General features: G+C 59.4%; 12 protein-coding genes. 9 read left to right on the top strand and 3 right to left on the bottom strand.

Translation table 11 applies throughout. The annotated features are described in order from the left end of the window. The first annotated feature begins 58 nt into the window (after positions 1 to 58). From CFR72_RS03525 to CFR72_RS03535, 3 genes are read left to right on the top strand one after another with little or no spacing between them, the layout of a single operon-like run. On the top strand, positions 59 to 1030 hold the full coding sequence (locus CFR72_RS03525; RefSeq protein WP_110912663.1) for a LysR family transcriptional regulator: 972 nt from the start codon (positions 59 to 61) through the stop codon (positions 1028 to 1030). Continuing rightward, on the top strand, positions 1027 to 2586 hold the full coding sequence (locus CFR72_RS03530; protein WP_341865256.1) for an ABC transporter substrate-binding protein/permease: 1560 nt from the start codon (positions 1027 to 1029) through the stop codon (positions 2584 to 2586). Before CFR72_RS03525 ends, CFR72_RS03530 begins: the two co-directional genes overlap by 4 nt. Continuing rightward, positions 2576 to 3343 (top strand): amino acid ABC transporter ATP-binding protein, encoded by a 768-nt coding sequence (locus CFR72_RS03535; protein ID WP_110912689.1) that lies wholly within the window; start codon positions 2576 to 2578, stop codon positions 3341 to 3343. Before CFR72_RS03530 ends, CFR72_RS03535 begins: the two co-directional genes overlap by 11 nt. Here the strand turns inward: CFR72_RS03535 and CFR72_RS03540 are convergent. Continuing rightward, positions 3340 to 4824 carry a peptide MFS transporter gene (locus CFR72_RS03540; protein ID WP_110912690.1) on the bottom strand — a complete coding sequence of 495 codons (1485 nt, stop codon included), beginning with the start codon at positions 4822 to 4824 and terminating at the stop codon, positions 3340 to 3342. The genes CFR72_RS03535 and CFR72_RS03540 overlap by 4 nt on opposite strands. Positions 4825 to 4870: 46 nt before the next feature. Beyond that, positions 4871 to 6862 carry a CocE/NonD family hydrolase gene (locus CFR72_RS03545; RefSeq protein WP_110912665.1) on the bottom strand — a complete coding sequence of 664 codons (1992 nt, stop codon included), beginning with the start codon at positions 6860 to 6862 and terminating at the stop codon, positions 4871 to 4873. 339 nt (positions 6863 to 7201) lie between these two features. Between CFR72_RS03545 and CFR72_RS03550 the strand changes: the two genes are divergently transcribed. Continuing rightward, positions 7202 to 9844, top strand: coding sequence for a M1 family metallopeptidase (locus CFR72_RS03550; protein WP_208629954.1), 2643 nt, complete (start codon positions 7202 to 7204; stop codon positions 9842 to 9844). A gap of 227 nt (positions 9845 to 10071) precedes the next feature. Beyond that, a complete protein-coding gene (locus CFR72_RS03555; RefSeq protein ID WP_244182156.1) occupies positions 10072 to 12870 on the top strand; it encodes a TonB-dependent receptor in 2799 nt (932 codons plus the stop codon). 688 nt (positions 12871 to 13558) lie between these two features. On the opposite strand, the gene CFR72_RS18250 is transcribed toward CFR72_RS03555, so the two are convergent. Then, positions 13559 to 13687 carry a hypothetical protein gene (locus CFR72_RS18250; protein WP_279629151.1) on the bottom strand — a complete coding sequence of 43 codons (129 nt, stop codon included), beginning with the start codon at positions 13685 to 13687 and terminating at the stop codon, positions 13559 to 13561. A 175-nt stretch (positions 13688 to 13862) separates the two neighbouring features. Here CFR72_RS18250 and CFR72_RS03560 point away from each other — a divergent pair, with 175 nt between their 5' ends. From CFR72_RS03560 to CFR72_RS03575, 4 genes are all read left to right on the top strand, one after another. Beyond that, entirely contained in the window at positions 13863 to 16325 is a 2463-nt protein-coding gene (locus tag CFR72_RS03560; RefSeq protein ID WP_167400288.1) for a TonB-dependent receptor family protein, read from the top strand. A 261-nt stretch (positions 16326 to 16586) separates the two neighbouring features. Further along, entirely contained in the window at positions 16587 to 18677 is a 2091-nt protein-coding gene (locus tag CFR72_RS03565; protein WP_233043151.1) for a M13 family metallopeptidase, read from the top strand. Between the two features lie 150 nt (positions 18678 to 18827). Beyond that, on the top strand, positions 18828 to 20750 hold the full coding sequence (locus CFR72_RS03570) for a M61 family metallopeptidase (RefSeq protein ID WP_110912666.1): 1923 nt from the start codon (positions 18828 to 18830) through the stop codon (positions 20748 to 20750). Then, positions 20747 to 22948, top strand: coding sequence for a S9 family peptidase (locus CFR72_RS03575; RefSeq protein WP_110912667.1), 2202 nt, complete (start codon positions 20747 to 20749; stop codon positions 22946 to 22948). The genes CFR72_RS03570 and CFR72_RS03575 overlap by 4 nt, the downstream gene beginning before the upstream one ends. Positions 22949 to 22998: the final 50 nt, after the last annotated feature.

Below are 22998 nucleotides of genomic sequence, written 5' to 3' on the forward strand. Positions count from 1 at the left end.
TCGACCGATATCCCACTGGCACCATGGACGGATCCCGACGCACATGACAGCCTCATCAATGACCCTCTCCTCCCCTTCCCCATCTTCCACAAAGCGGATGGCGGCAGGCCGACGCAGAGGTGGTGGTTTCCGTGGCCAGGTGGCCGAGGTGGACCTGCGTCTGCTGCGCGTCTTTCGCACGGTGGCCGAACGCGGGGGATTTTCGGCGGCAGAAATTGCCCTGGGAAAAAGCAAGTCTTCGATCAGTATCGATATCTCGGCGCTGGAAAACCGCCTCAACATAAAACTGTGCCAGCGCGGGCGCAGCGGATTTGCCCTGACGGGCGAAGGGCGCATGGTGCTTGAGGCGACGGAGGAACTGCTTGCGGATATCGAGCGTTTCCAGCAGCGCATCAATACGGCAAGCGGCATCCTGTCGGGACGTTTTTCGCTGTATATGCCGGACAATATCCTGATTCACGGGGAAACGGCGGTCATACGTGCCATCAAGACCTTTACCGCGCGGCATCCTTCGGTTTTCATGAACATGTATTCCGCCTCCCCGCGTGAAGTGGAACTTGCGGTGCTTGATGGGCGCGCCACGGCGGGCATCGTGCTGCATGGCCATCATCGACCGGACATGGAAAGTACGGCGCTGTTTACGGAATCCCTTGGCCTGTACTGCGCGATGACGCATCCACTGGCGCAGATGGACAAGGATGACATCACGTTCGATGTCCTGACGCAGCAGCGCATGATCGAGGTCTCCAGCGCGGTTTCCTCCCCTGCGTGGGACCGGATCAAGGGCCATATGACGTTCTGCGCCGGTGCCGAAAATGTTGATGCCCGCGCCCTGCTGATCCTTTCGGGCAATTATATCGTATTCCTGCCCGAAGCCTATGCGCGGCCGCTTGTTGCCGAGGGGCTTTTGCGCCATATCGCGCCGGACAGCCTGCGCCTGATGACCAGTTTCCATTTCCTGGTGCGTCCGTCCCCCGATACGGGCATGATGATCGAAACCTTCCGCACGATACTGGAAGACTCATATTGAGATATTCCACCTGTCCTGCGGTGACGGATCTGTTGTCCCTGTGTTTCTTTCTTCTTGTAATGCTGCATGCGCGTCCGATCCGGGCGCAGGTGTCCGGCCTGCCGGGCTTCATTCATGATGGTGTCCTGAACGTCTGCACCAATCCCACCCTGCCCCCGATGACGTTCATGAAACATGAGGGGGAGGATCAGAGCCTGCCTTCTGGCGTGGATATCGACCTTGCGCGCGCACTTGCCGAGTACTGGCATGTCCGGCTTGAGGTTTCCTCCATGGATTTCGTGGGGCTGTTTCCCTCCCTCATGGCAGGACGGTGCGCGATGGTCGCAAGTGGCGTCACGCGCCTCCCCAGTCGGGAAAGAAGTTTTGACGCCGTTCCCTACCTAGATACGGCGATGGTGGTTGTGGCGCCTGCCGCGACCGGCGCCATCGCCACCATGGACGACCTGTCCGGGCGACGTGTCGCCGTGCAGGCGGGCACCAGTTACGCGGCCATGATCGAACGCCTGAACGCACAACTGCTGGCACAGCACCGCATGCCCATCGAGATCCAGCAGTATCCTACCGAGGAAACGGTGGTGCAGCAGGTTCTCCTGGGCCGGGACTTTGCCTTCATAAGTCAGGATGTGGAGATATATTTCCGCCAGAAGCAACTGCATGGCAAGGTGCATGTCATCCTGCGGACCAATGACCCGCAATACCGGCAGTTCGCCCTGTACATACGCAAGGACGCGCAGGATCACGAGGCCCTGCGGCATGCCATTGCCGTCCTGTCCGCCAATGGCCGGATCAATACCATTGCGCGCCGCTGGTCAATTGCCCCAAGCAGCGCCACGGTCCTGTCGGCGGCCCCTGCCCCGGTCTTTGTCTGGCATGATTTTTTCCGCGCGCTGGTGTCGGCATCATTCCTGCTGGGGGCGGCGGTCACGCTGGCGCTGGCGCTGGCGTCGCACCTGACGGCCATCGTGATCTCGATTCCCATCGCCCTGCGGCTTGGGGGGCGGCCGGGGATCGTGCGCACGCTGCTGGGTCTTTATATCTATGTCTTTCGTGCCGTGCCGACCCTGCTGCAACTGCTGTTCGTGTGGAATGCGCTGCCGCAGTTCTGTCCCATCTTCCGGGAGGCATGGTTCACGCCGTTCCTTGCGGCGTGGATATCGCTGTCACTCAATGAAAGTGCCTACCAGGCTGAAATCAACCGTTCCGCGCTGGCTTCCGTTGATCCCGGGCAGGTCGCGGCGGGAAAGGCGCTGGGCATGCGGACCGGGCAGATCTATCGCCATGTCGTCCTGCCACAGGCCCTGCGGATCGCCCTGCCGCCCACGCTCAATGATTTCATCACGCTGCTCAAGACCACGTCACTGGCGTCGGTCATTTCGTTGCACGAACTTCTGTCCGTGGCGCAGGTGGAGGTCGCCCGGAGTTTCGAGTTCAGTGAATATTACGCGGCGGCCCTTGTCTATTACCTGATGATGGTGCTGTTTTTCATCATGCTGCAGAAAATCATGGAACATCGCCTTGGATGGGCTGCCCATGGGGGAAGTGTTCATGAACGGTAATCCAGCCGCCATGGGGGAGGATGCATCCATTGTCGTGGCGGCCCGTGGATTGTGCAGGAACCGGGGGGAGATGAGCCTGCTGGACACCATCGACCTTGAAATCCGCAAGGGGGAGAAGGTCGCAGTCCTTGGCCCGTCAGGGGCGGGAAAATCCACCCTTATCCGCTGCTTCAACCGGACGGAGGCGCATGACAGCGGCATCCTGTCGATCAATGGACAGGTGATTGACGAAACGACCGACCTTGTGAAACTGCGCGGCATGGTCGGACTGGTTTTCCAGAATTACCACCTTTTTCCGCATCTGAGCGTTCTTGACAACTGCACCCTTGCCCCGCGCCTCGTGCGTAACATGTCCCCTGCGCAGGCACGTACCCTTGCGCTCGGGTTTCTGGAGCAGGTCGGCATCAGGGAACAGGCGGAGCGCTATCCCGCCCAGCTTTCCGGCGGTCAGCAGCAGCGTGTCGCCATCGCGCGGGCGCTGTGCATGCAGCCACAGATCATGATGTTTGACGAACCGACGGCCGCCCTCGACCCGGAATCCATCCGCGGGGTCATGGCCATCATCAATGACCTGTGTGATGCAGGGATCACGAGCATTTTCGTCACACATGAAATGGGGTTCGCCCGTCATGTGGCCGACCGCATCATCTTCATGGATCGTGGCAGGATCCTGGAGAGTGCTCCTGCCACGTCCTTTTTCCAGTCCCCGCGCAGCACACGTGCGCGGATGTTCCTTGACCGTATGCTCGGCCCCTAGCCCTGTCCGGCGCGGGCCGCGGCATTGGCGCGTTCCCATCCCCGCACCAGAGGCAGCAGGAGGGCGAACGCAAGGGTTGCCGTCCCCGCCACAAAGGCAAGGTTGCGAAACAGGGTGCCATAGATCACCAGCGTCTGCGCCGCGTCGGTTCCCCTTTCGCCGGCATTGTCGATGGCCGCCATGTTGGCGACCATGCTGCCGACATACATGGCAAAGCCGATCAGCACGTAAAAGCACCCCGCCATGAAGGCGCTGATACGTGGCGGGACATACCGCGCAATGGCGGCAAGCCCCAGGCTGTTGAGCATGAGTTCGCCGATCGACAGCGGCCCATATCCGAACAGCATCCACCACGGTGATACATGATCGCCCGCACACAGATGCGTGCACACCCACCATATCACGAAGGAGAGTGTGACACAGGCGAAGCCGATGACGAATTTCCCCGCGATGCTGATATCCGCATCGCGCCGGCCCAGCCATTTGTAAACCGCAATCAGAAGCGGCGTGCCCAGCATGATCCACAGGGGGTTGAACGCCTGGAACTGCCCCGCCGACATAGAGAACAGATGCAGGCCCATCAGCGTGAAATCCTTGCTGACATTGCGCAGGGTAAACAGCGTCAGCGACGTCACCATCTGCTGGTAGAAGACGAAGTAGAGCGCCACTTCGAAAGTCAGGAGATATATGATCTTCAGGCCCGGACGTTCATGGGAGGCGGCGCGGACATACAGGACCACCCATGCCGCCATGATCATCAGGCCCGACGCCATGACCAGCATCCCCTGGATCGAACTGGATTCAAGGATGCGTACGATGACCGCAATGGCCGCCAGGATCGCCGCCGAAATCACGAAGCCGTGCCGGATGGGCACCGCGTTGAAATCCGGTGCCGTGCCAATCCCGTCCAGCCTGCGGCGGCGTATGAAATAGGCCACGATCCCCAGCACAAGCCCCACGCCACATGACGCGAAGGCCACGGCCCAGCCATAGGTCTGCTGCAGCCATGGCGTCAGGACGAGGGAGAAGGTGGAGCCGATATTGACCGACATGTAATAGATCGTGAAGGCCACATCGAGCGTCTGTTCCTGATCCCGATAGATGAGGTTGACCGTATTGCACGAGTTGGGCTTGAAAAGCCCGTTCCCCACCGCAATCACCGCCATCCCGAGGAAAAGGGAATGGGCGTTGCCAGTCATCCCCCCCAGCAGCAGATAACCGCTCGCCAGGACAATGGCGCCTACCACCATTGTCCGTCGCGACCCCAGGACCCGATCGCCCAGCCACCCGCCGACAACGGGCGCGGCATAGGTTATGGCGGCGAAACTGCCCCACAGCATGTTGGCCTGCGTGTCGTTCATGCCCAGTTTCTGGACCATGTACAGCAGCAGGATCGCCTGCATGCCGTAAAATCCGAACCGTTCCCATATCTCTATGGCAAGGACGACGCGGAATGCGGCGGACCTGTCTGACGCCGACATGGGTTTCATGCCGGCGTCACTGTCTGAACCCTGCATTTACATGCACTCAGGGCACAACCGGCAGCCAGACGGCTGTGGGATGCGCACGGTCGTGGTAGATCTGCTGCGTGGCCACGGTGTAATCCTCCTTGGTGGCCTGCAGGATGTTGGGTACGAACTTCTGCGGGTTGCGGTCATACAGCGGGAACTGGCTGGACTGGATCTGGATCATGATCCGGTGGCCGGGTTCAAAGACATGGTTGACCGCCGGCAGCGTGAAGCGGTAGCGCGCAGGCTGCCCAGGCACGATGGCGGTGGGTTTGTCAAAGCCCTGCCGGTAACGGCCACGGAAGATGTCCATCGACACCGCCAGTTCATATCCGCCCATTTCGGGACGGTCGGCGGTCGTGGGCGGGTTGACGTCGATCACCTTGACGACCCAGTCCGCATCCGTCCCGGTGGTCGCGGCATAGAGGTCGGCCACGGGCACGCCGCTGACCTTGACCGGGGTGGTCAGGACCGGGGTTTCATAGGTCACGACATCAGGACGGCTTTCGGCGAAGCGCTGGTCCTGCACCAGCCATGTTTTCCAGCGGTCCGAATCAGAAACGAAGGAGAACGGGCGGGCAAGGAAGGGAACCGGATGCTGCGGGTCGGAGATGTAATGATCCGATGCCTGCTCGTCATGTTCGGGCTGTCGGGTTGACAGGCCATGTTCGGCATGCACGAAGAACGGCTGCAGCGGATGGGGGCAGTGTTCGTCACATGCCAGCGGCCAGCGTTCGAGATAGTCCCAATGGTTCTGGCCGGTGTTGTAGATGATCGCTTCGGGCAGGTGGACCGCGGCGGCGCCGGGGCGCAGGTACTGGTCGAAGAAGGGACGTAGGACCTCATGCCGGAACTGCGAGGCGGTATTGCCATTCCACTGCAGCGGGCCAAGGGAGGAGCCGTTGTAATTGACCTGGCTGTGGCGCCACGGTCCCATGACCAGCACGTTGGGGACAGAGGGTGTCGTCGCCTGCAGGGCCTGCCATGTATGGATCGCGCCCCACATGTCCTCCTGATCCCACAGTCCCTGTTCCCACAGGGTCGGGACACTCGCCTTGCGGCGTGCCAGCAGGTGGTCAAGCGCCTGCTGCTGCCAGAATGCGTCATAGGTGGGATGGGCCAGCATGCGCTGCCACCACGGGAACTGGTCCAGTCCCGCATTGTGCGCGAACTGCCCGGCCGAACCCGCAGTCAGGAAATTGGTGTAGTCGTCATGATCGACGCGCGGGATGGCGTGGCCTTCCGCGCGCTCTGACATCTGCATGGTGAAATAATCAAGCCCACCCTGGCGGAACGCGCCGTAATGGTACCAGTCATCCCCCATCCAGCCATCGACCATCGGGCTTTCGGGGGCCGTGACCTTCAGCGCGGGATGCGGGTCGAGCAGCGCCATGACCACCGTATAACCCTCGTAGGAGGAGCCGAGCATGCCCACGCGGCCGTTGCTTTCGGGGATATTATGGACCAGCCATTCTATTGTATCCCACGCATCCGTGGTCTCGTCCGTTTTCGTGGGGTTCAGCGGACCGCGTGGCGGCCGGGTCATCACGTAATCCCCTTCGGAGCCGTACTTGCCCCGGATGTCCTGGAATACCCGGATGTAGCCACCTTCCACGAACGCATCGTCGCCTTCGGGCAGGATGGAGCGGATGTCGGGGGCGTCAGGGATACGGTTCGCCCGTGCGGAGGCATGATAGGGCGTGCGCGTCAGCAGGATCGGGGCACCTGACGCGTCCTTTGGAATGACGATGACTGTATGCAGCTTTACGCCGTCACGCATCGGGATCATCACGTCACGCTTGATATAGTTGCGGTCATTCGTGGGGAAAACCACATGGGCGGGAATATCGCTGCCGGTCTGTACCATCAGCGCGGAGGTATCGGGTGCGCCCGCCGCCTTGGCCGCTGCCTGCGTGTCGGCGGCCAAGCCACGTTCGGCCAGCGTACCGGACGATACACATGCAACCATGATTGCCAGTGACGGCAACTGCCGCCAGGAAAGCCGTTTCACGTCATTCCACTCCAGTGTTGCCCATGGGGCGTTGTCGTTGCATTGCCCTTATCATAGCAGCCAGCCGTTCCGAACGCCCAAAACGCCTTTCACGGGATATCTGACGCAAAAATAACGCGATCATGGCTGTCGCGGCAGCCCCCTTCCCTGCCCCGATCGGCCCGAGGACAGGGCTTTCCCGGGGGCACGAGGGCTGCGTTGCAGGTTTCATTAACTTTACATAATAACAAAGGAAACCGTAACGGTTTGAGGTTATGACAGGAACGGGAATAACATTCCGCAAGGAGGACGATTGTGCGTTTTGCTGATAATGAGGGTTCGGGCGGGTTGATACGCCACATGCTGCCCGTGCTGGCGCTGCTGGCCGGTGGCGCATCCTGCAGCGTGTCGGCCCATGCCGCAGGTCACGCGACGGCCGCCCCCGCCCTGACGCCGGGGGGACTGCCCACGACCGTCGTGCCCTCTGCCTATCGTATCAGTGTCGATACGGACATGAAGGCTCTTGTACTCAACGGTCACGAGGAAATCGACCTGACCGTAAGCCGCCCGGTGGGGCAGATCGTGCTGAACCAGGCCGGCCTGAAGCTTGAAGCCGCCAGTGTCGATGGCACCGCCTTGCAGATTTCCCAGGACGAGACCGCGCAGACCGCCACGCTGAGCGTCCCTGTCCCCGGTCAGGTTCCGGCGGGGCGGCATGTCCTGTCGATCCGTTATAGCGGGCCGATCCCGCAGACGCCCAACGGCATCTATTATGATGATTACCGTGACCAGAAGGGCCGGAAGAAACGGATGCTGGTGACCCAGTTCGAGGTCGCCGATGCGCGTCGCATGTTCCCAAGCTGGGATGAGCCCGGCCTGAAGGCGACCTACCAGTTGAGCGTGCGCGTGCCGCGTGCCTATACCGCCGTCAGCAACATGCCCGTCTCCTCGGTCACGAAGGCGGCAGGCAGGACGAAATACGTCAATTTCGCCACGACGCCGCGCATGTCCAGCTACCTCCTTGCCGTGGTGGCGGGCGACCTTGGCGCGGTGCATGGCAAGGGTGGCTCCACCCCCATCAATGTCTATGCGCCCGCCGGGGAGGAGAAGACCGGTGAATACGCGCTTGGTGCCGCAACCGACATCCTGCCGTATTACAACCAGTATTTTGGTGTCCCCTACCCCCTGCCAAAGCTCGACCTGCTGGCCATTCCTGGCAATTACGAGGCGGGGGCAATGGAAAACTGGGGCGCGATGACGTTCATCGACAATGCCGTCCTGTTTGATCCCAAGCGCAGTTCGCCCGAAACCCGCGAATGGGTGTATCTGGTGGTCGCCCATGAAATGGCGCACCAGTGGTCGGGTGACCTGGTCACCATGGGATGGTGGAATGACATCTGGCTCAACGAAGGTTTCGCATCGTGGATGGAAACCAAGGCCACCAACCATTTCAACCCCGGATGGGAAATCTGGCCGCGCCAGCACTCCGACCGTGAAGCGGCGATGGCGCTCGATGCGCAGTCCACTACTCACCCGATCCAGCAGACCATCCATGATGTGAGCGAGGCCAGCAGCGCGTTCGACCGGATCAGCTACCAGAAGGGTGAGCAGGTGATCCGCATGATCGAGAACTGGCTGGGCGAGGACCGTTTCCGTGACGGCATGCGCGGCTACATGAAGGCCCATGCCTATGGCAATGCGACCAGTGATGACCTGTGGGCCGCGCTGTCACAGGCCTCGGGGCAGGATATCGGTTCGGTCGCGCGCAGTTTCGTCGAGCAGCCGGGCATCCCGCAGGTCAATGTCGCGCGCCGGTGCGTGGGCGATACGACCGTGCTGACCCTGACGCAAAGCCGCTTTACGATCCATGATCCCCATGCGGCGGCCCTTAAATGGAAGGTTCCGGTCATTGCCGGCGACGCGGGTGGCGATGTCCGCAAGATCCTGCTGGGCAAGACCCCGTCCACGCTGCGCTTTGCGGGATGTGACCATGCGATCAAGATCAACCTTGGTGAAAACGGGTACTACCGTACACGTTACGACGCGGCGTCGCTTGCGCTGCTGCAGAAGGAGTTTGCCTCCTTCGGTCCGGCGGACCGTGCCAACCTGCTGGGCGATGAATTCGCGATGTTCCAGTCCGGGCAGGCATCCCTGAAGGATTACCTGTCGCTGGTGGCCAATCTTCCCGCCACCCATGAAAATGATATCGCCGTCTGGCAGGAGACGATTTCGCATCTGCAGGCGCTGGATACCATGATGATGGGAACACCCGGGCAGGCCCGGTTCCACGATTTTGCCCGTTCGGTGCTGCAGGGACAGATGCAGCGCCTTGGCTGGAACGTGCGTGCGGACGAACCCTTTACCGATACCCTGCTCCGTCCGAAGGTGATCGATGTTCTGGGACAGTTCGGGGATCGCGCGGTCATTGCCGAAGCGCAGGCACGATTCGAAAAATACCTGAAGACGCCTTCTTCCCTGCCCACCAGTCTGGTTGCGCCCGTCGCCACGATTGCAGGACGCGAAGCAGACGAAAAGACATACGCCCAGATCGAAAAGGTCATTCACAAGGCCCCCGATACGGAACGCAAGCTGCGTTTCTTTGATGCGCTGGCGGCTTCGCATGACATGGCGCTGACCCGCCGGACGGTTGCCCTCGCCTATAGCGGCGCCATCCCCAATGGCCGCATTGTCAGGGCGCTTGCGATTGTCGCGCGTGAAAGCGGCCATCCGGAGGAAGTGTGGGATATTGTCCTGAAAAATCAGGATGAGATCCGCAAGCGCCTTTCTCCCTGGTCTCAGGAAACGCTCCTGCCGGCCGTGGCGGGAGAGACGGTCAATCCCGATATTGCCAAGGCCGTTCTGAGCAATCCCTCCAGCACGTCCTCGCGCGGCAGCATGGTTTCAGCACGACAGGCAGCGGACAAGATCATGTCCAATGCGGAAATCTATGCACGTGCGCGCACGCAGATGGGCGAATGGATGCAGGAGAACAATGTTAAATAAATCCTGATGTGAACTTAACATATCCCGGCATGAATGTTGCATTCGTGCAACATGGTGTAATTAATACTACACTTTAGTATATTCATATCGAAGGCGGATGTTTCCACATATGTAATGAACCTACCGATCATACATTCAGTCGGTTCATTGCAAGGGGGATGCCCATGAGAAAAAGAAGTATTTCCCTGTCGCATTATCTGATAATGCGACAGGGAACATCTGCCTCTTTGAAAAGCAGCTGTGTCAGTTCCTGCCGCGCGCTCAATCCGTCTGTAACATTTGTTGTGGCCCTGATGGCGACGACCGGGATCGGCTTTTCCAGTCGTGACGCCGGCGCCCAGGACGTGACCTCCTCGGTTGCCACCCCTGCCAGCACCACGACCACGGTAAAGGCGCAGAAGGCCAAGAAAACCTCTACGGAGACGACGTCGTCCACGGCTTCGTCATCGACCGTGAATGTCAGTTCCAAGGCGGAATCCATTACCGTCCGTGCCCAGCGGCGTCTGCTGCGCGAAAAGAATTCCCCCAGCGCGGTGACCGAACTTGGGGCCGACCATATCCGTCAGGCCGGCCTGATGGGGAGTGTCGCGTCCATCCTGCGTGATGCACCATCCGTCAATGTCTATCAGTCGGGCGTAGGCAACAATGAACCGGTCATCAGCGTGCGTGGCGCGCGTGGCCTGGAGGTGGCGCAGACCCTTGACGGTGTGCCGATGCAGGATCTGCTGAATGGTGGCTCCGGTGGCTATATGAGCAGCATCATCGGCGGCAAGTTCAACATGGACCAGATCAGCGGGGTGTCCATTTATCCGGGTGTTGCCTATCCCAGTGAAACGACATTCGGGACAATCGGTGGTACCATTGCCTATCATTCCCTGCGGCCGAGTGACGACCGTCACCTTGACATAACCGGGTCCGTCGGGTCATTCGGGACATGGAACGAAGGGTTCGAGGCTGATTCCGGCCGTCTGGATGGATGGATGGGTCACGGCGTCGATGCGCCGAAGATCATGTTGAAATATTCCAACATGCAGACCAAGAACTATATCAAATACACTCCTGCGCGTTATAATAATATGGAGTTTGCATTTGATAAACCGTACAATGATGGTCAGTCCCTGTTCTCCGCGACCGTGCTTTACAATACCGGCGACGGGCGGTTCGAGGCGCAGCCAGTGCCGACGGCATGGATGAACAAATACGGGAAGTACAGTAACTATAACCCGAATACGACGTTTGGTCAGGAAAACAACGACTACTTCACGATGATCCTGAAGAACGACACCTACGTCAACGATTACCTGAATGTTGGTGTCACGGGCTTCTACGAATTTTCGGATTCAACGATGCTCGATTACCAGAACCCGGACTCATTTTCGCTCGATGGCGCCGCAACCCCCTATTCGGTCGGTGGCTCCAATATCTTCACGCAGACAGCGGCAGGCTTTGGCGAGCAGAGGTACTACGGGTATGGCAACATCTTCTATATGCCCGGCGTGTATACCTATAACGGCAGCAGTAACTGTGCCGCCGGCGTCCAGTCCGCATGGGCGGCAGCAGGACAGACCAGTCCCTGTGGTTACAATGCGCAGGAAAGCTATACACGCACGGATACGTATGGCATCCGTCCGCGCCTGACGATTACGCCGCCCAGTTTCTGGGGGATCCAGAATACGATCAAGGTCGGTGCCCTGATCGCCAAGGAAACCAGCAACCTGACCCCGACCTGGGCGGGGAGCACTGCGGATGTCAAGCAAACGGCAGCAAACCTGATCAGCGGTGGTGGTGAAGGCGGCGGCCAGCGCGTCATGTACCAGGGTTATTTTCAGGACAAGATCGACCTGTTCAAGAATACCCTGCATGTCACGCCCGGCTTCGTGATCGAGGGAACGCAGTCCGGCCTTACCAGCACCGAAATGTATGGCGGCACGGTTTCGGCAGCAGCAGCGGCGACGACTTACTGCCAGACATATACCTGTAATACGGGCTATTACTCAGCCAAGAAGTGGGATCGTGAGTGGCTGCCGTTCATCAACGTCAGTTACGATCTGGACAAGGTCATACCCAAGCTGAAGGGACTGTCGTTTTACGGAAGCTGGGGTAACTCGGCCCTGTATGCGCCGGTGTCCGATTTCTCGCCGAACGTGCTGGGCGAAGTGCCGAATGCCTCGATCGTGCACATGGAAGAAGGTGGTATCAAGTTCAACCGCCGCAACATCTCGATTTCAGTCGATTACTTCCATCAGAAGGTCGATCGTGACTTTGGCATGTTCGAATATCAGTCGGGTGCACTGGCGGGGTATAGCTCCTATACCAATGCGGGCCAGCGTTCCATGAAGGGTGAAGAGGCCTCGGTCATCTGGCAGGTGACGCCGAAGATCCAGCTGTTTGGCAATTTCTCGCATCTTAGCGAGCATTATGACGCCACAGCGCTGGAAAGCATGACAGTGCAGGAAGACCAGTTTGGGATCGCGACAAAGGGATCGCCAGTTACCGGCGTGCCGTCATGGCTCTCGACGATCGGCATTGACTATCGCACCCGCAACCTGATCCGGCATGGCGATAATTTCAATGTCCGTTTCCAGGGACAGTATACGGGTCATCAGAGCACGACCTACGATCTGTCCGGCTTCCAGAATGTCGGGAACATTCCCGGTGTGGGAGGATACGATAACGGAACGAACTATAACTACTACACCATTACATCGGGTGCGACGACATATGATCCGCATGGTGGCATTGCCCCGTACATGATCTTTTCGCTGGACCTGAATTACGATATGCCGTTCAAGAACGCAGGTCCCCTGAAGTCCCTGAACTTCGATATCAATGTCTATAACCTGTTCAATACGTTCTACTGGCAGTACAAATACAAGCAGATTGCGCCGGGCACCTGCTCGACCATCAGTTCCGGTCCGCTGGCCGGGCAGGCTGCCAGTAACTATGGTTGTGGTACTTCCTATAGTGATGGCATCGCTGGTCAGCCTGCATCCGTGACATTCACGATGCGCGCGCGGCTTGGCTGATATCCCATCTGCCCTCTCTCTGGTCCGGATGATACATAATCCGGACCGCGACCCACTCCTTCGGGGGTGGGTCCCTGGCGGCAGGTTCTCCTGATCGACATGTTACAACAATAATGGATGGCCTGATGCCGTCCCTCCCCTCCTGTGGCGGGAAACCGGCGGAGGATTGGGCACGTTAAATTTGGCAAAATGTCTGGCTGAAATTTCGCTGGCTGTGCATGTGCGGATGGTGAAGGCCGGGAAACCTCCATGAAACAGGGCGATATGCAATTCGATAAATAATGTAATAATAAATGTTTCATTCAAAATATGAATAAGACGTGCAGAGTGTGAATTATGCCAGGGCGTTGGGTTTGAAATATTATTAGATGGAAAACATATATATGATATTTATGTTTCCATATGCATCTTCATGATTTCCGGTTATTATTTTCCGGGATTTGTCTAGGTCTTTCGCGACACACATGCCGGAAAAAGATACGATTTCCATGAATTTTTTATGGCACGGGATCATTCGGTATGTGGAAATCGATTGTTATTTCAAAACGATACGATTTCATTCCAAAAAGTTTTGGCTAACGGAATGAATTTATCTTTCTTTTTGCTCCATTTAAGGAATATAATACGAAAGAAAAAATGGACAGATATGGAATGTTAGCAAAAACCGACTGAATGTGCGGGGGCTTCTTCACATTCTGAAATAATTTACGCCATCAACAGCGTGTGTTGCTCTTTCGTCACAGGGGCAGGCACCGCGTTGTGCTGCCTTTTTTTCGGCGTTGAATCTTTCCTCTTCTGACACTGTAATGATTTTCATCAGGAAATCAGGTTGTGGCGGTCGGCATGTCCGATTGTATGGGGGGAAACGATGCGCGAAATGGTCCGTACTTTTTCCTTCATGCCGCGGCGTGAGCATCAACAATATGACGGTGCAGGATACGGAGTGATCCGATATGGCACCGCGTCATGGCTGTGATTGGAAAAAGTCCTCTATGCCTAATATAGCGAGGCGGGAAAAAAATCGTCTGGCCCGTCAGCCCCTGTTGGCGGGATCGGCATTTGTGTGGCTGCTGTCGGTCGGCTCTGTTGCCATGGCCGCGACGCAGACAGGCACTGCCGCATCCACGACCACTGCATCTACCCATCGTCTTCATCGGGCAAATGGCTCGCAGGCGGCGGCCGCACACCCTGCCCGCGCGCATAGCACTGCGACACCGCATTCAGCGCCTGAAACCCTGAAGGTCAGTGTCTCACGCGTGCGTTCGCATGGTGCCGTGCAGGCCGTGACACGTCAGCAGATGGACCATTTCGTTGAGGGCACAAGCCCCAACCAGATCCTTGCGCTGACCACGCCGGGCGTCAACTTCGCATCGGATGACGCATTTGGCCTCGATACGGTGGCGAACACCCTGTATGTGCGCGGCTTCAACCAGATGCAGCTTGGTGAAACGCTCGACGGTATCCCGATGGGTGGCCAGGGGTTCCATAACTGGAACGGCCTGAGCGTCGATCAGATGGAAATCCAGGAAGACGTCGCAGGCATGACCGTGTCGCAGGGGGCCGGTGCGTTGGATACCCCTTCGGCACAGACCCTTGGTGGTGCGCTGACCTATACGACGTCGGATCCGTCGATGAAGGCCGGTGGGCGCGTCGGGCAGACCTTTGGCAGCTATAACGCCTTTCGTACGTTCGGGCGCGTGGACAGTGGCGTCCTGAATTCGACCGGCACCCGGTTTTATGCGGCGTATGCCCGTACGGACCAGGACCTGTGGAAGGGCTTTGGCGACCAGCAGGAACAGCAGGCGAACTTCAAGCTGGTCCAGCCGGTCGGTGATCGCGGCAAGATCACGGCGATTTTCGATTATTCGAACTTCGCGCAGTACAACTACATGGGGCTGACAAAAAATATGTGGGAGAAGATGGGGCGCGATGCGACCTATCTGAAGCCCAACTATGCCCTTTCGAAGGAATATGCCACTTACGCGCAGAATGGCGGTGTCCCCTCCAGCCTGCAGGGCATCCTGTCGAACGACGAAATTGGCGATTACGCCTATGACGGCACGAAGACGCAGCGTAACTACCTGTCCGCCGTGACGGGTGAGTTCCAGTTGTTCCCGAACGTGACGTCCAAGACCATTGCCTATGCGCATGTGTCCAGTGGCGATTACAGTGGCTCCAACCCGTTCCTCGTCTCGCCGAACTCCGGCGTGCCCATGGCGCTGGAAACGGGGCATCCCGATGTCCAGCGTATCGGCTTTACCCAGAACTTCACGATCCATACCCACGGCAACGACATCCAGACCGGTATCTGGTATGAAAACGACGCCTTCAACTATCCCATGCGCATGTATGAGGATGGCGTGGATGCGGCCCACAACTCCAAGAGCGACTTCAAGGCGTCGCAGGCGGCGACGTGGTATTCGGATTCCTTCAATACCAATACGTTCCAGTTCTACCTGCAGGACACCTATCACATCATTCCGGGCATGACGGTCAGTGCGGGTTTCAAGTCGCTGCTGCAGGACACGCATGGCGGCACGAAGATGGATAATACCGCCAAGTATTCCAACTGGAACACCTATTACAGCCATCCTGCCGATGGCAGCATGACGGCGGCCAACGCCTTCCTGCCGCACTTCAACTTCGATTATCACTTCGAACGTCATCATGAAGTGTATTTCGACATCGCCGAGAACATGCGCGCCTATGACTATGGGCAGCAGAGCAGTTCCGGCACCGTGTGGGGTGGCCTCGGCAGTGCAACCAACTCGGCACAGTCCGTATTCAACGCGAACAAGAACACGCTGCGTCCGGAACGCACCTGGAACTATGTCGTGGGCTATCGCTACAACTCCAAGATGCTGACGGCGAGTGCTGATTTCTATCACACCGATTACTACAACCGTCTGGCGACAGTGACGTCCGGATCGACCGGCAACACGTATGGCGCCGTGGCGAACGTGGGCCGCGAAACGATGAACGGCGCGGATGTGATGGCGGCGATCCGTCCGGTCCATGGGCTGGAGATTTCCAACAGCTTTAGCTGGAACAACGCGGTTTACGAAGGCAGCATTCCCGATGGTGGCGATACCATCAGCCTGAAGGGCAAGCATCAGGTCTATTATCCGAAGTTCATGTATAAGGCGAACCTGACCTATACGTGGCATCGGGCGATGTTCAACTTCAACGCGACCTATACAAGCCGTCGCGCCATGACCTATACGAACGACCAGTACATTCCGTCTTACTGGACGTCGAACCTGAATGGCAGCTACAACTTCGGCAAGGTCGGTTTCGCACAGAACATCAAGACGACCTTCGGTATCACCAACCTGTTCAACAAGAACTATATCGGTGGTGTCTATGGCGCTGCGAGCGTGAGTGGCGATGATAACGCCAACCTGTTCGTGGCCGCACCGCGCATGTTCTTCGGTTCGGTTTCCGCACAGTTCTGATCTGCTGTGCCGGTTTCAGGGCGCGATCCGGCAACGGGTCGCGCCTTTTTCATGTTGAAATGCTGAAATAATGCATGTCCGCCCCCTTCCCTTTCGCCGCAATCGGTGGGAACGTGGCGCCAGTCTTTCGTATCGCCTTTTCACATCTGTGTTTTCCGATGTGAACTTCATGTTTCTTATACGTGTGAATGTATTGTCGGTATTCCATTTTGACGTCAAAATGGAATGGCTTACTCATGCTCTCGAAACAGGGAATACATAATGGCAGGTATGACAGGACGTGCGATGCGCGCCGGACTTATGGGGGCCACGCTGCTGGCGACCTGTGGTGCGGGTGTATCGCTTGCCGCCCCGGTCACGCAGGGGGCGGCCAATGCCGGGGGCGGGGATTTCGGGCGCTGGGGCTTTGATCTTGCCGGGCGTGATACCTCGGTCGCGCCGGGGAACGACTTTTTCGAGTATGCCGATGGCACGGCGGTGCGTGATATCGTCATCCCCCCCGACATGACCTCGTATGGCCCGTTCAACGCGCTGGCCGAACTGTCGCGGACACGTGTGCGGAGCATCCTGGAAGAACTGTCCACCCATCCGGTGGAAGATCCCCAGACGATTGAACAGAAGCTTGGCACATTCTATGCCACGTTCCTTGATGAAAAGACCATCGAGGCCCATGGCATCCGTCCCCTGTCCGACGGCCTTGCGCAGATCCGCGCGATCCGGACCACTACCGATTTCGCCAGCCTGTCGGGGACCGCGCAGGTTGGTTTCCAGTTCACGCCCTTCGCCCTGAGCATCCAGCCTGATGCCCGCACGCCCACGAAATACACCCTGACGCTGGATCAGGCGGGTCTGGGCATGCCGGACCGTGACTATTACCTCAAGCCCGAGATGCAGGCGAAGAAAAGCGCCTATCAGGCCTATGTCGCGCAGATGCTGGGCCTGATCCGCTGGCCGGACGCGCGCGGCGGGGCCAGTGCGATCGTGGCGCTGGAAACCTCCCTTGCGCAGGCGCACTGGGCGCGGCAGGACATGCGTGACCCGGACCGGATCTATAACCCGATGTCGCTGGCCACGCTGCAGGAAAAGGCGCCGGGCTTTGACTGGCTGTCCTATCTGAAGGCGGCGGGCATTCCCGATGATGTCATTCATTCAGGGAACATCATCGTTGGCGAACCCTCCGCCATCACGACCGAGGCGCAGATCCTTGCCCGCACGGACATGACGACGCTCCGGGCGTGGCTGGCCTTCCACCTGGCGGACAATGCGGCGCAGGTCCTGCCGCGCGCCTTTGTCAACGCATCGTTCAATTTCCATGGGAAGATCCTGTCGGGACAGCCGCAGTTGACCGCGCGTTGGAAACGGGCGGGACATGCGACGAGCGAAGCCATGGGCATGGCGCTGGGAAAGGTCTATGTCAGCCGGTACTTCCCTGCTCCCTATCACGACAAGATGGTCGGCCTGACGCAGGAACTGAAGGCGGCGTTCCGTATCCGCCTGAAGCATAATGAATGGATGGGCAAGGCCACGCGCAAGGCCGCGATCCGCAAGCTGGACAGTTCCGCGATCCAGATCGGCTATCCCAACAAGTGGCGTGATTATACGGGACTGGTTGTCCACAGGGGCGATGCGTATGGCAATTCGGCGCGCGGCGTCGGGTTTGAATGGTCCTACTGGCTGGCGCACCTTGGCAAGCCGGTGGATCGTGACGAATGGGACATGACGCCGCAGACGGTCAATGCGTACAACAATCCCGTCTTTAACGAGGTCGTCTTCCCTGCCGCCATCCTCCAGCCGCCATTCTTCAACCCCTCGGCCGACATGGCCATCAATTACGGGGCGATCGGTGGGGTGATCGGTCATGAAATGACCCACTCCTTTGATGACGAAGGCCGTAAATTCGATGAAAAGGGACAGTTGCGCGACTGGTGGACGAAAAAGGACGAGGAACGTTTCAACCAGCTTTCGGCCCGGTTTGGCGCGCAGTATGACGCGTTCGAGGTCCTGCCCGGCGTGCATCTGAACGGCAAGCTGACGATGGGGGAAAACATCGCGGACCTTGGCGGCCTGACGCTGGCGCTTGATGCCTATCATGCCTCTCTCAAGGGGAAGGAAGCCCCGGTGATCGACGGCATGACCGGGGACCAGCGGGTCTTTCTGGGCTGGGCGCAGGTCTGGCGCGAAAAACTGCGTGATGACACGATCCGCCAGCGCGTGATTACCGACCCGCACTCCCCGCCGCGCGCGCGCGTGAACATGCCGATGCACAATATCGATGCATGGTACAAGGCATGGAACGTGCAGCCGGGGCAGTCGCTGTATATCAAGCCGGAATCCCGTGTAAAAATCTGGTAATTCCAAAAATCCGGAAATACCCGCCTCCCCTGCCCGGCATGGTCCTGCATGTCGGGCAGGGAAAGAAACGACCGGTACAATATCTGTGGAGTATGCGTTTTGCGTTCTATCCTGTTTGCGGGCCTGTCAGGACTTGCCGTTCTTGTTGCGATGCATGCGGATGCCCGCGCGGCCGAGGTCGCCGCGCCACAACAGCTTCCCATGCCGGCCCCGATCCCGTCCGCCCGGGATGTGCGCATGCCGGGCACCATTGCGCTGAAGGTCGATGGGACGGACATCGCGCGCCATATCTACACCGTGCATGAAACGGTTCCCGTCGCGCCCGAACTGTCGGCCCATGGCGGGGATTTCATCGTCAGGTATCCGATGTGGATTCCGGGCCACCACTCCCCGACTGGCTCGATTACCGAATTTGCTGGCCTGTCGGTGCATGCGGGCGCGCAGACCGTGGCGTGGGTGCGTGATACCGTCGATATCAGCGCCTTTCACATCCCCGTTCCTGCCGGTGCGACAACGGTCACGCTGGATTTCCAGATCCTGACGCCGGTCTCCCCCGAGGTGGGGCGTGTGGTGATGACGCCGGACATGCTCAACGTGCAATGGAACGCCGTCGCGCTCTATCCGGCAGGGTATTTCACCCGGGGCATTACCGTCTCGCCAACGCTGGTGCTGCCGCACGGGTGGCAGTACGGAACCGCGCTGCGCCCGCGTGCGGGGGCCACACCGGGCGACAGCGTCACGTTCCAGGACACGTCCTTTGACCGGCTTGTGGACTCCCCTGTCTTTGCCGGACATTATTTCCGGCGTTTTGACCTGACCCCACCGCATGGCGCGCCGGTCTCCCTTGATGTCGTGGCCGACCGGCCGGAGGAACTCGCTGCTACGGATGCGCAGGTGCAGGCGCATCGCAACCTTGTCGTACAGGCCAATGCGGTCTTTGGGTCCCATCATTACGAACATTATGACTTCCTGCTGGCCCTGACGGAAGAACTGGGCCGTATCGGCCTGGAGCATCACCAGTCCAGCGAGAATAGCGGGCCGCGTGGATACTTTACGAAATGGGACAAGACCTTTCCCTTCCGCGATCTGCTGGCGCATGAATACACCCATTCGTGGAATGGCAAATTCCGCCGGCCCGAAGACCTGTGGGCCGCGGATTTCAATACGCCCCATCGTGGGGCCCTGCTGTGGATCTATGAAGGGCAGACGCAGTACTGGGGCTATGTCCTTGCCGCGCGCAGTGGCCTGATGACGCCGCCGCAGGTGCTTGATGCGATCGCGCTGGTGGCCGCGACCTATGACGGGCGCGCAGGCCGGTTGTGGCGGCCGCTGGTGGACACGACCAACGATCCGGTCATCGCACGACGCACGCCCCTGTCATGGCGCAGTTGGCAGCGTAGCGAGGATTACTATTCCGAAGGGCAACTGCTGTGGCTGGAGGTCGATACGCTGCTGCGTGACCTGTCGCACGGCCAGCATTCGCTGGATGACGTAGCAAGGCGGTTCTTTGGCGTTGATGATGGCAGCGTCGTGACCCACACCTACCGCCGCGAGGACATGATTGCCGCCCTGAATGCGGTCCAGCCCTATGACTGGGCCAAATTCCTGCATGATCGCGTGGATGTCGTGACCCGTCATGCCCCGCTGGAGGGGCTGGCGCGTGGTGGCTATCGCCTGACCTACACGACGGAGCCTACGGCATACCAGTCCGCGCGGGAGACGATACTGAAGATGCATGACTACAGCTTCTCCCTCGGGTTTTCCCTGAACCAGAAGGGCAAGCTGCTGAATGTCGAATGGAACAGCCCCGCATGGCAGGCCGGCCTGACGATGGATGAAGAGGTCGTTGCGGTCAACGATCTCGCCTTCGATGCCGATACCCTGTCCGATGCGATCACGGCGGCCAGCGCGAATGGCGCCGCCCCGATCCGTCTGCTGGTGCGTGCGGGGGATCATTACAGGATGGTCTCCATTCACTATCATGGCGGGCTGCGATATCCGCGACTGGAACGTATCGCCAATACGCCCGACATGCTGGCCGATATCCTCAAGCCCCGCGTGGTTACGCCATGAAGGTTACAACCAGACGGCTGCTGATGGGGGGTGTCCTGCTGCTTGGGGCATGGCAGGGCGTTGCGCGGGCCGACACGTCGCAATGTTTTGCCGACAGCGCGGCGACGCAGACCTATACGCTGGGGATTGCGCGCAATGCCGCGATCACCCCCGATGGCCGTGGGGTCATGTTCCTGCGCAGCGGCGCGCAGGATACGGCCCTGCAGTTGTGGTATCATGATATTGCCACAGGCCAGGACACGGCGCTGACGCATGTCGCCAGCGCGAATGAACACCTGTCGGTGGAGGAAAAGGCCCGGCGGGAGCGTGCACGCCTGACGATGACCGGCGTGACCGCATTCGAGATGGCCGATGCCGGCACGACCGCCATCGCCAGTCAGGCCGGGCACCTACTGCGGATCAGCCTGTCCGATCATGCGGCGACGGCATTGCCGGGGGATGACTGGGGTGCGCCGAGCCTGTCCCCCGACGGGCGTCATGTCGCGGCCGTCAAGGGCAATGACATCCACATCATCACACTGGCGACGGGAAAGGCGCATCGCCTGACCCATGGCGGCACGGCGGACCTGACCCATGGCGTGGCGGAATTCGCGGCGGCCGAGGAACTCGACCGGCATGAGGGCATGTGGTGGTCGCCCGACAGTCGTTTCCTTGTCTATGAGGAAGCGGACCTGTCCGGGGTGGAAAAACACTATATCGCCGACCCGGAAAATCCATCGACGCCTCCTGTCGCATTCCGCTATCCCAAGGCAGGCACACCCAATGCCAGGGTGCGTCTGGGCATCATAAGGCGCAGTGGCGGCGGGACACGGTGGATACGCTGGGACAGCACGCGTTACCCGTATGTCGTGCGCGTGGTCTGGTCAAAGGAGACCGGGCGCCTGTCGCTGGTGGTGATGGACCGTGCACAGGACGAGGAACATGTCCTGGACGTCAATCCCCATACGGGCCGGACGAAGGAACTGTTGTCCGAACATGATGCCGCATGGGTCAATATTGCCCCCACGGCACGGACGACGGGCCTTGCCCTGCCCTACTGGATGAAGGATGGGCAGCATTTCCTGTGGGCGTCGGAGCGCAGTGGCCAGTGGCAACTGGAGATGCGGCACGCGGATGGGACGCTGGACCATGTCGTAACTCCCCCGACCCTGCCCTTTGCCTCGCTTGACGATGTCGATTTTGCAGGAAACACGATCACCTTCACCGCGACACCGGACCGGATGGGAACGGCGGTATATCGTGCCGATCTGCGCACTGGGGTCGTCACCCCCCTGGCGACGGCGGCGGGACTGCATCAGGTGAACGTCACGCCCGGCCGCCATGACCAGTTCATCGACCGTTTCAACGCCGCGGACGGCAGCCTGCGCGTCCTGCTGCGTGGACGTGACGGGCAGGTCACGGGCAGCCTGCCTGATGTGGCGCGTGCACTGCCGCCGTTCAACATGCAGTTCCTGACGATTGGGGCACAAGGGTATGACGCAATGGTCGTCCGGCCCGTCAATTTCCACCGTGGACAGCGCCTGCCGGTCATCCTGTCGGTCTATGCCGGGCCGGGATACAAGGAGGTGCTGCGCGCACCGCACATGCATGCGGAAAACCAGTGCCTGGCCAATCAGGGTTTCATTGTGGTCAGCCTTGACGGACGCGGGACGCCCGGCCGTAGCCGCGACTGGGAACGCGCCATACATGATGACCTTATTGACGCGCCGCTTGAGGATCAGGTTGCCGGTGTGACGGCACTGGGCAAGGCATTTCCGGAAATGGATATGAAGCGCGTCGGTGTTTATGGATGGTCGTTTGGCGGCTATTTCACGGCCATGGCGGTCATGCGGCATCCCGAACTGTTCCGTGCGGGTGTGGCGGGTGCTCCGCCGGTCGATTTTTCCGATTATGATACCGCCTATACCGAACGCTACCTTGGTCTTCCCGATCAGGATGTCTCGGGCTACCGCACCAGTAACGTGCTGACCTATGCGTCCGGCCTGTCGCGTCCGCTACTGCTGATCCACGGGGTGACCGACGACAATGTCTATTTCATCAATACCCTGAAACTGACACGGGCTTTGGTGACGGCAGGGCGGCCGTATGACCTCATGCTGCTGCCGGGAACGCACATGCTGTCTGATCCAACGCTGCGTTCGCATGTGGCGATCGCCCGCATGCAGTATCTGAAAGATCACCTGTCCAGCGGCAGGTAGCCGCATGGTCCCGGCTTGCACGACTGCATGCATGCCGGGACCTATGGGTG

The organism is Gluconacetobacter entanii, from assembly GCF_003206495.1.
Lineage (GTDB): Bacteria > Pseudomonadota > Alphaproteobacteria > Acetobacterales > Acetobacteraceae > Novacetimonas > Novacetimonas entanii.